Source organism: Moorena sp. SIO4G3, from assembly GCF_010692305.1.
Lineage (GTDB): Bacteria > Cyanobacteriota > Cyanobacteriia > Cyanobacteriales > Coleofasciculaceae > Moorena > Moorena producens_A.
Genome location: NZ_JAAHIG010000031.1, coordinates 24217 through 33313, shown reverse-complemented (window position 1 = coordinate 33313; position 9097 = coordinate 24217). Strand labels below are relative to the sequence as shown.

The 9097-nt window shown below is 45.0% G+C and carries 5 protein-coding genes; 4 read left to right on the top strand and 1 reads right to left on the bottom strand.

The annotated features are described in order from the left end of the window. Positions 1-543 precede the first annotated feature (543 nt). Complete coding sequence (locus F6J99_RS08205) at positions 544-921, bottom strand: hypothetical protein (protein WP_293112505.1); 378 nt, start codon at positions 919-921, stop codon at positions 544-546. Between the two features lie 463 nt (positions 922-1384). Between F6J99_RS08205 and F6J99_RS08200 the strand changes: the two genes are divergently transcribed. The 4 genes from F6J99_RS08200 (at position 1385) to F6J99_RS08185 (ending at position 8805) form a co-directional block, all read left to right on the top strand. Then, a complete protein-coding gene (locus tag F6J99_RS08200; RefSeq protein WP_293112504.1) occupies positions 1385-2065 on the top strand; it encodes a hypothetical protein in 681 nt (226 codons plus the stop codon). A 240-nt stretch (positions 2066-2305) separates the two neighbouring features. Then, on the top strand, positions 2306-4057 hold the full coding sequence (locus F6J99_RS08195) for an ABC transporter ATP-binding protein (RefSeq protein WP_293112503.1): 1752 nt from the start codon (positions 2306-2308) through the stop codon (positions 4055-4057). A 1101-nt stretch (positions 4058-5158) separates the two neighbouring features. Continuing rightward, on the top strand, positions 5159-7855 hold the full coding sequence (locus F6J99_RS08190) for a CHAT domain-containing protein (protein ID WP_293112502.1): 2697 nt from the start codon (positions 5159-5161) through the stop codon (positions 7853-7855). A 251-nt stretch (positions 7856-8106) separates the two neighbouring features. Beyond that, positions 8107-8805 (top strand): DUF928 domain-containing protein, encoded by a 699-nt coding sequence (locus tag F6J99_RS08185; RefSeq protein WP_293112501.1) that lies wholly within the window; start codon positions 8107-8109, stop codon positions 8803-8805. The last annotated feature ends 292 nt before the right edge of the window (positions 8806-9097 follow it).

Below are 9097 nucleotides of genomic sequence, written 5' to 3'. Positions count from 1 at the left end.
CCCAACCAGGTCTTAAGGGCATTGATTAGACGGGAGTTTTTTTCACAGCATTCCTAGGATTTGAGTGGTATCTGTCTTTAGAATGCTGGCTCCCACTCACTTGCTGTCAATACCTGCTATCTCCCTCCTGATAAGCATTTGACCAATTTGTGCTTAACTTTTTGTCAGTCAACCAGGGGTGTAGGCTGACATTGACAAGACTTATGCAAAACTCTGCAACAAACGCGCTTATGGTGTAGGATCCTCAGCGAGACCCTACAAGTAGAGTTGCTGCGCAAGTCCTAATTGAGCCATAACATTGAGCCATAATTTTAACTGATTCAAATAACTGAACGAGATTTCTTAGTTTCCTGGGAATGCTTCAGAGCAATTTATTGTCAATAAACCTGTAAATAATCCCCAAAAGTTTTGAGCGGTTTTGACAAGTGATGAAAGTATGGGAAAAAGGGAGTTTAACCTTCTTGTTACCCCACACCCGTTCCCCCACACCCCATACCCAGTCTCAATAGACAAGCTTGGTGCGTAAGTCAAGAGCCAGGAAGGTCAGTCTTCCCCTGCTTCAATCGCTGCAGCAAGCTGTTGCAAGGTTTGTGTGACTTGCTCAAGCTGTTTTAGAGACTCATTTTGAGTTTCTGCCAAGGTTTGCACCGCATCACTTAGAGCAAAAAGCTGGTAGCCTTGTTGTTGAACTTGCTGCCCTTGGTTTTGTACTTGAATGACAAAGTTATCGACCCGGTCAGCCAGACGGTCTATGGTTTCGGTAGTGGCAAGTACTGCCTCTCCGATTTGTCCAACAATTAATTCCAAACGACTGATGCGGTTTTCCACCGTCAGAGACTCTTGTATGGTAGGAGTCGTGTTGTATGAAGTGTTTCCCATTTGAGCTGGTTTATCCACCGGCAAGGTTTTCAATTCCCTCATCAATATCGGCCATCAATATCGGCCATCAATATCATCGGCGCGAGGCAAACAGGCATGGAGTATGAAGTCTTGCCTAGTCTGCTATTAAATGGGGTTAGATCCAAATATCCCCTCTTAATTCGCCAAGAGTATTCTATGATTATTGGTTGAACTAGCCAAATTTCAACCCCTTTGACAGAAAACGTTTCCTAGTTTGATCGCACTCACACCAATTTCAAAGTGACGCTTTTCAGCCAATGGCAAGTATAATGCCGGTGTTAAGGCAATTCAGACTGGGGTGATTTACCTGTTGAGAGATTCCTCAAACTGAGCATGTCCCCCCAATTTGAGGGATGTATGCCTATCAAATTACCACAGTTTATCAATTAGCCGAATACGACTAGCCGGATAGGACGTAATCGTTGTCGGATCAAACTTCCACAACAAACAGCTAACGGTCAAAAACTTACAATGGTATTCACTTATGCAACTACTATTTCTAGTCCTGCTATGGGTAGTGCTTGGATTTTTGCTCGCCAAGCTGCTGCTCGAAATCATCCCTAAACAGTATTTCACCTGGCTTGGGGGTTTTTTGGTTTTTGCCATCATTGTCCTGCTGTTTTTCACCCCAACCAATGCCCTGGTTTCACCGATATGGACAATTCTCTCACTTCCCTTTCAACCCTTGGGCTTAGCACTTCTGCTTTGGTTCCTAGGAGCAATGCGAATTAAAGGTGGCAATATCTCTAACCCAGGACCTACCTTGATTTGGACGGGATTTTTTGTCTTGCTTGTGGCCAGCACCCCTTTTCTATCTAATCGGCTGGCTCAACTTCTCGGGCCTGGAGTCGCTCAAAACCAACCTGCGGTTCAAATGGCCAAAACAATCGGGTGGCAGGAGGAAACCCTCACTGCATTTGTCCCTAATGGGGAATTAATTCAGCTGACTACTAATGCTAGTCCTTTCCCTAGAGACGCTGTGTTGGCTCAACTTGTTCCACCCAATCAAGCCATTGGCATCCAAGCTTTTATCCCTTCTATCGGAGCTCTTGAGCAGACTACCGGGGTAATTAACACCTTCTTTAGCAATATTTACTTCCAACTACGAGGAGGACGAGTTACCGGCACAGAAGTTGAATCGCCGACCGCAAGAGATGTTTCTTGAAATATAGACATTATTTTAACGACCCACATCAACCCAATCGGGTATAGTGTGGGTTTATGGTTTCATCGAAGGTAAACCGGTACCACCCTCGGCTCTCACCTTCAGTAAGGGTCGATGATTTATCCTGATCTGCGGTTACCTTGAGGGTAATTACTCCCCGATTTTTGGTGAAAGGTTAAGCCTAAAGGAGGGGTATGGTTGAATATTGTAAGCAGGACGGGAATTGTATAGTATTGTAACATGCTGAATTCCCGTCTAAAAAAACTGCTGCTTTACCTGCGCCCATACTGGCGACAGTCAGCCCTAGGCATTTTTGCCCTCCTTATTGTCAATGGACTTGGTGTTTATATCCCCTTACTGATCAGGGATACTATTGACCAGTTGAGTCAAACCTTGAGCTTCGACCAAGTCTGGAGCTTTGTGCTGCTTATTTTGATACTCACCTCATTGATGTGGGGGATTCGGATGGCTTCGCGCATTCTATTGTTTGGGGTGGGGCGCAAAGTGGAATTTGACCTGAAGCAGCGCATTTTTCAGCATTTGCTGACATTGGAACCAGCCTATTTTTCTCAGAACACGATAGGTGATTTGATTAACCGAGCCACCAGTGATGTGGATAATATTCGGCGTCTATTAGGGTTTGCAGTTTTGAGTCTGGCGAATACGGTGTTTGCCTACGGTTTGACTCTGCCGGTTATGATTGCCATTGATCCGTGGTTGACGTTCTTCGCGCTGGCGGTTTATCCGTTGATGTTGATCACTGTCAAGCTATTTAGTGAGAAACTGCGCAGCCAACAACAAGTAGTCCAGGAGAAACTTTCTAACCTCAGTGAGCTGATTCAGGAAGATATGAGTGGTATCGCCATGATTAAAATATACGCTCAGGAAGAAAACGAGCGTCGTGCGTTCCATCAACTCAATCAGCAGCTTTTGGTAGCAAATCTCAATTTGGCAAGAACACGAAACTTTCTGTTTCCAATAATTGAGGCTCTTACCTACCTCAGCTTACTGGTGCTGTTAAGCATTGGTCCTGGTTCCATTGAGTCCGGTGCTATTAGTATTGGTGACTTTGTGGCGCTGATTATTTACACTGAACGTTTAGTCTTCCCCACAGCACTGCTAGGGTTTACCATCACTGCTTATCAACGCGGTGAAGTGAGTATTGATCGTATTGAGTCAATTCTTTTGGCTCAGCCTCGGATTACAAATGCCCCAGATTCTGTTAGTCTGCCAACGCCAGTAAGGGGTCAGCTCAAGGCTGTCAAATTGAGTTACACTTACCCCGGCAGCCAAACTCCTGCCCTGAAAAATGTTAGCTTCACGATTAATGCAGGTGAGACAGTAGCCATTGTGGGAGCCATTGGTTCTGGAAAATCTACCTTGGCTAATGCCTTGCCTCGTTTGCTGGATATTCAAGCTAGTCAACTGTTTTTGGATGGATATGATACTACTAAGTTGCCCTTGCAGGACTTGCGGAATGCGATCGCATATGTTCCTCAAGACAGCTTCTTGTTCAGCACTAGCATTAAAAACAATATCTGCTACGGTATACCAATCAGCGAACACTCAGAGGTAGAATACGCGGCTTCGCAATCCCAAATTCACCCGGAAATTATGAATTTCCCCCAGCAGTACGAAACAATTGTTGGGGAAAGGGGAATAACCCTGTCTGGGGGGCAGCGACAACGTACTGCTTTAGCTAGAGCTCTGCTGATGGATGCACCAGTGCTGATTCTTGATGATGCCCTTTCCAGTGTGGATAATCAGACAGCAACCGAAATTCTGGACAATCTCTCGGAAGGAGTCCAGCGCAAAACTGTAATTTTTATCTCCCATCAACTTTCAGCTGCGGCCAAGGCTGACCGGATTTTGGTAATGGACGCAGGGGAAATTGTCCAAACTGGTTCTCATGGTGAACTTCTACAACAACCCGGTATTTATTGCTTTCTTTGGGAGCAGCACCAATTAGAAGAATTGACCTCTCCCCGGTAATTAGACACGGGGATTCGTTAAGAGTCCGCAAGCAAACTCTTACAGGCGTAGTCAAAGCGCCCCTACTGAGTTCTGTCAGTCAGTTTAATCCCGACAGTTCCCGCTACTTTTTTTGAAAATCATGCTTTCGACGGTACTACCACTCAGCCAGTTCGATACGCTCTGCGATCTGCAATTATTTACCCGTTCACAAGAGGATTAGCGCAATGTAATCGTTGAGGGTCGGTATTTCTCCGGTACTAGAATCGCTTCATCACGTAGGCGTTTGCCCTTACTCACTTCATCATTATACACCTTTTTATAAGGCCGCGATTAGCTGCTCGTGTCGCGTTTCCTCCCCGGATTAAAATCACCGGGCTACCACGCTCCCGCTAATCTTCCGTGTTGCAGTAGTTCTTTAAGTAGTTAACTTACCTAATAGCTAACAGCTTAAAAACGGGACTGGCCGGATTCGAACCGGCGACCTAGCGCTTCAGATTGGTGTGAGTTTCCCCACTCTCTGGACTATACCTTCACCCTAGGTTAATACCTTTTAAGGTTAATACCCCTTAGGTGGTGGCCGTCTAGTCTCTCCACCTTCCTGCATTTAACCAAGGGCGATGACTCGCACACAGATTCAGGCTTGGCTCGGTATTGCCTTAGAGTACTGAATAAGCTAAATACCCCTTAGGTTTCACCGAATTTGACCACATTCACTCACGGAATTTCTTCCATGGTGCCCGATTTTTCAGGAGGCGCTTGCTCTATCCAGCTGAGCCACAGCCCCAATCGCAATATACCCGTATATTATCACAAAAGTTGTTGATCAAGCATCGATAGCCATACCCAATCAGGGTTTAATACCCCCGTTAACCCAATTGGTGATAGGTAATGGGTAATCGAACCGAATTTTTAAGCAGTTTGTTGGTTGACGCTCTTGCCTAGAAAAGTGGGAACTATAGAACTAATCCCGATTAGCTCCCATATTGGGGAAGAGTATGTTCCGGTCATGGCTAATATTCAGCGAATTAAAAATAATCAATTAAAAATAACTCATTAATAACTAAGATGACAGAAATTTATGCGAGCCCAAGAACATGTGCTGGTAGTTATTCGATATAGATGATGAGCAAGCTACCTAAGCTTCCCAAATCTATTCACTCTACTATCTGGTTAGGATTACTAACCTTTTTGATAGTGACTATGGTAGTTCCTGCTGTAGCCCATCCTGATGATTGGGTACTGGGGAGTAGAGCAAAGGTCAGTAGAAACCAGGAACTCGTTAGTGCTATTTCTAATCCCCAAACCCTTGTGCTAGAACCCGCCGACCATAGTTCAGAGTTGCTAGAGCAAGGCAAAACTCTCTATGAAGCCGGACGATTTGCTGAGGCGGCTGCTGTCTGGCAACAGGCAGCTGTTGGTTTTGAGCAACAAGGTGATGAAGTGGGACAAGCTTTGAGCTTGAGCTATCTGTCCTTAGCTGACCAACGATTGGGAAAATGGGAGCAAGCCCAGAGTGCTATTGACCAAAGTTTGAAGATTTTGCAGCGTCCAGAACTTAGGGAGGAAGGGTCAATTTTGGCTCAAGCGCTGACTATTCAGGGAAGTCTCAGAAATGCTATGGGACAAACGGAATCTGCCCTGGAAAGTTGGCAAGACTCAGAAGCTACCTATCAATCTCTAGGAGATGAGGTTGGCATATTGGGTAGCCAGATTAACCAGGCTCAAGCCCTACAAACGATGGGCTTCTACAGGCGATCGCGAAAACTATTAGAAGCTGTCAATGAAAAGCTCCAAGCTCAAGATGATTCCCTGCTTAAAGTCAAAGGATTGCGGAGTTTGGGAGTGGCTTTGCAAGTAGTAGGACATGTACACGAATCCAGGAAAGTTTTAGAGCAAAGTTTGGCAATCGCCCAGAAGTTAGATTCTCCCACCGATACCAGTGACATTCTTTTCAGCTTGGGAAATACTTCCAGAAACTTAAAAGAGCCGGAAACTGCCTTGAAGTATTACCAACAAGTGGTGAGAAAAGCAACTAGCCCACAAATTCAAACTGAAGCCCAACTCAACCAACTCAGCCTTTATCTAGAACTAGACGAGCACAAGAAAGCGATCGCACTATTGCCTGCCATTGAATCTAATCTAGCTCAGCAGCCCCCCAGTCGAACCACAGTCTACGCTGCGGTCAACTTTGCTGAGAGCTTGTCAAAGTTGGCAGCTGCTTCCCCTAGACAGTCACTTGGGGTGCCTATACCCATTCAAAAAGCCGCCAAAATTCTGGCACGAGCAGTGCAACAAGCCATGGAATTGGGGGATCCAACAGCTCAAGCTTATGCCATGACTCAGTTAGGTTCATTGTATGAACAAACCCAGCAGTGGTCCGAGGCTTTGAGGTTAACAGAGAATGCTCTACAGATTGCCCAAGGTAATCATGCCTCAGATATTGCTGCTCGTGCCGCTTGGCAACTGGGGAGGCTGCACAAACAGCAGGGGGATATCAACGAAGCGATCGCAGCTTACGATTCAGCGGTCAAAACTCTCCAGTCACTGCGCTCAGACTTAGTCGCTATCAATCCAGATGTCCAATTTTCTTTCACTGAAACTGTTGAACCGATCTATCGAGAGCTAGTCGAATTACTACTGCAACCCTCTGTCACCACCCCTGAGCCAGGAGGGGTATCCCGGGTAAAAGGGTCAGGGGAAATTAGTCAAGACCACCTGAAAAAGGCGATGCAAGTTATTGAATCGCTGCAATTAGCCGAATTAGAGAACTTTTTCCAGGAAGCCTGTTTAAAAGGTCAACCGAGGCAGATCGACCAGATTGATCAGAAAGCGGCGGTTATTTATCCTATTATCTTGCCAGAACGGTTAGAGGTGATCGTTTCTGTGCCAGGACAAGCGCTCCGTCACTACCAAACTTATATACCTCAAGCTGAGCTAGAGCAGTTTTTCCGACGGATGCGACAATCCCTGAATAGAGCTTTTTCTGAGCCAGCACGTCTCAAGCTCTATCAGCAAGCTTATGATTTGCTGATTAGACCTGTAGAATCTGAGTTAGAAGACTACGGAATCACAACTCTAGTATTTGTGCTAGATGGTACTTTGCGGAATTTACCCATGTCCGCTCTTTATGATGGTCAACAGTATCTGATCGAGAAATATAGCATAGCTCTAAGTCCAGGATTGCAGCTTTTAGATCCACGCTCCCTTGAATCGAAACAGATCCAAGCTATAACTGCTGGGCTGAGTGAGGGTCGCCAAGGTTTTAAGCCGTTGCCAGCCGTAAAGCGAGAATTAGAACAGATTTCGTCAAAAATTTCCACAACAGTGCTTTTGAATCAGGAGTTTACTGATAGCAACCTCCAAAACGCTGTTGATGCAAAACCTTTCCCAGTATTGCATCTGGCAACCCACGGTCAGTTTAGTAGTACTGCCGATGAGACGTTTGTTTTAGCCTGGAACGATCGAATTAATGTCCGGCAATTCAATTCACTACTGCGCTCAAGAGAAAGAGAAGACACTAATCCCATTGAATTATTGGTACTCAGTGCTTGTCAAACTGCTAGAGGGGATAATCGTGCCGTCTTGGGGTTAGCTGGAGTAGCAGTACGTTCGGGAGCACGGAGTACCTTAGCCACCCTATGGGCAGTAAGGGATGAATCGACTGCTCAGCTAATGGCTGAATTTTACAAGTATCTGGCTCAAGCAGGTGTAACTAAAGCTGAAGCGTTGCGCCGTGCTCAGTTAGCGCTATTGAAAGGGGAATACAACCATCCTGTCTACTGGGCTCCCTTTGTGTTAGTGGGAAATTGGTTGTAATTGCTCTATCTCTAATCGAAGAACTTTTCAAACACATTCTTAGAGGACAATTGGGCATAAAACATACTAGAAATAAAACATAAAACAAACATGAACGCAAACATTAGGCGTTTATATTGAAATTTCTAGCAACCCTCAAAAAAAAAAATTAGAAAGCGGCAAATGATCTGCTTTGCTTTCTGTGCCCAGCATGATCATAAAGAAAGTCCTGCAGCAATAGGAAATATTTTATGAAATCAAACAAATTAACCGTGAGATTACCACTTTGTTTTACTTTACTATTCCTAGGAATGACTCTAATCCACAGTTTGCCAACTCAGGCGGTGATGTTCCAAAATGGGAAGAATCCAGCACCAAAGACGGGAAGGGGTGGAGCTTCCCGGGGTGAAGATATTTGTTTCTCTGATGCTAAAACCACCACTTCATCAGTCACACCGCTGATGCCAGCTACTAATGTGGGCTTAACGGTGGCAGAACGTCCAACTTTGCTGGTATATGTTCCTCAGACTTCAGCTAAAGAAGCTTTTTTAAGTTTCGAGGATGAAAACCGAAACCATCATTACCAGTCCTTTATACGTCTGCCTAATCAGCCAGGTGTAATGGCGGTTGAATTACCACCTCAGGCTCCACCACTAAAGGTCGGTAAGAATTACCAGTGGTCTTTGGTGATGATTTGTGGGGAGTATTTAGAACCAGATAGTCCTGAGGTAACTGGATGGGTTCGTCGAGTTGAAGCCAATTCTACCTTGATGAATCAGAACACATTAAAAGCCTCACTGGAGAAAGCTTCATTGTTGGCTGAATCAGGGATTTGGGTCGATACTGTCTCTACCCTCGCTGATTTAAGGCGAGCTGAACCAAAAAATTCAGTCTATCGCTCCCATTGGGAAGAACTGTTACAATCACAAGGACTAACTGCGATCGCTAACCAGCCGTTGCTTAATAAATAAACTATAAATAACTGAACATCAGACCATCAACTATTATCCTGCAATCCTTGGAAAGCAAGGATTTAATCCTATCTGGATCAAGGGGTTAGTTAGCAGCTGATTTGTGATAACTCCAAAAAATATCGCATCTTAAACCCCTGGTTGAAAACCAGGGGTTTAAGATGGGGCTTAAAACAACTTACGGAATTGATTCCGTCCTATCCTGTCAATAGCTGAACTAAGAAACTCAATCAAGTATAGTTGAGTCAGTTAGCAATTATCCATGACCAATTAGCCTCAATCATTCCACAAT

Excerpts from the sequence above, each read along its gene's own strand:
- F6J99_RS08205 (WP_293112505.1), bottom strand. The coding sequence starts at position 921 with ATGAGGGAATTGAAAACCTTGCCGGTGGATAAACCAGCTCAAATGGGA.
- F6J99_RS08200 (WP_293112504.1), top strand. The coding sequence starts at position 1,385 with ATGCAACTACTATTTCTAGTCCTGCTATGGGTAGTGCTTGGATTTTTG.
- F6J99_RS08195 (WP_293112503.1), top strand. The coding sequence starts at position 2,306 with ATGCTGAATTCCCGTCTAAAAAAACTGCTGCTTTACCTGCGCCCATAC.
- F6J99_RS08190 (WP_293112502.1), top strand. The coding sequence starts at position 5,159 with ATGATGAGCAAGCTACCTAAGCTTCCCAAATCTATTCACTCTACTATC.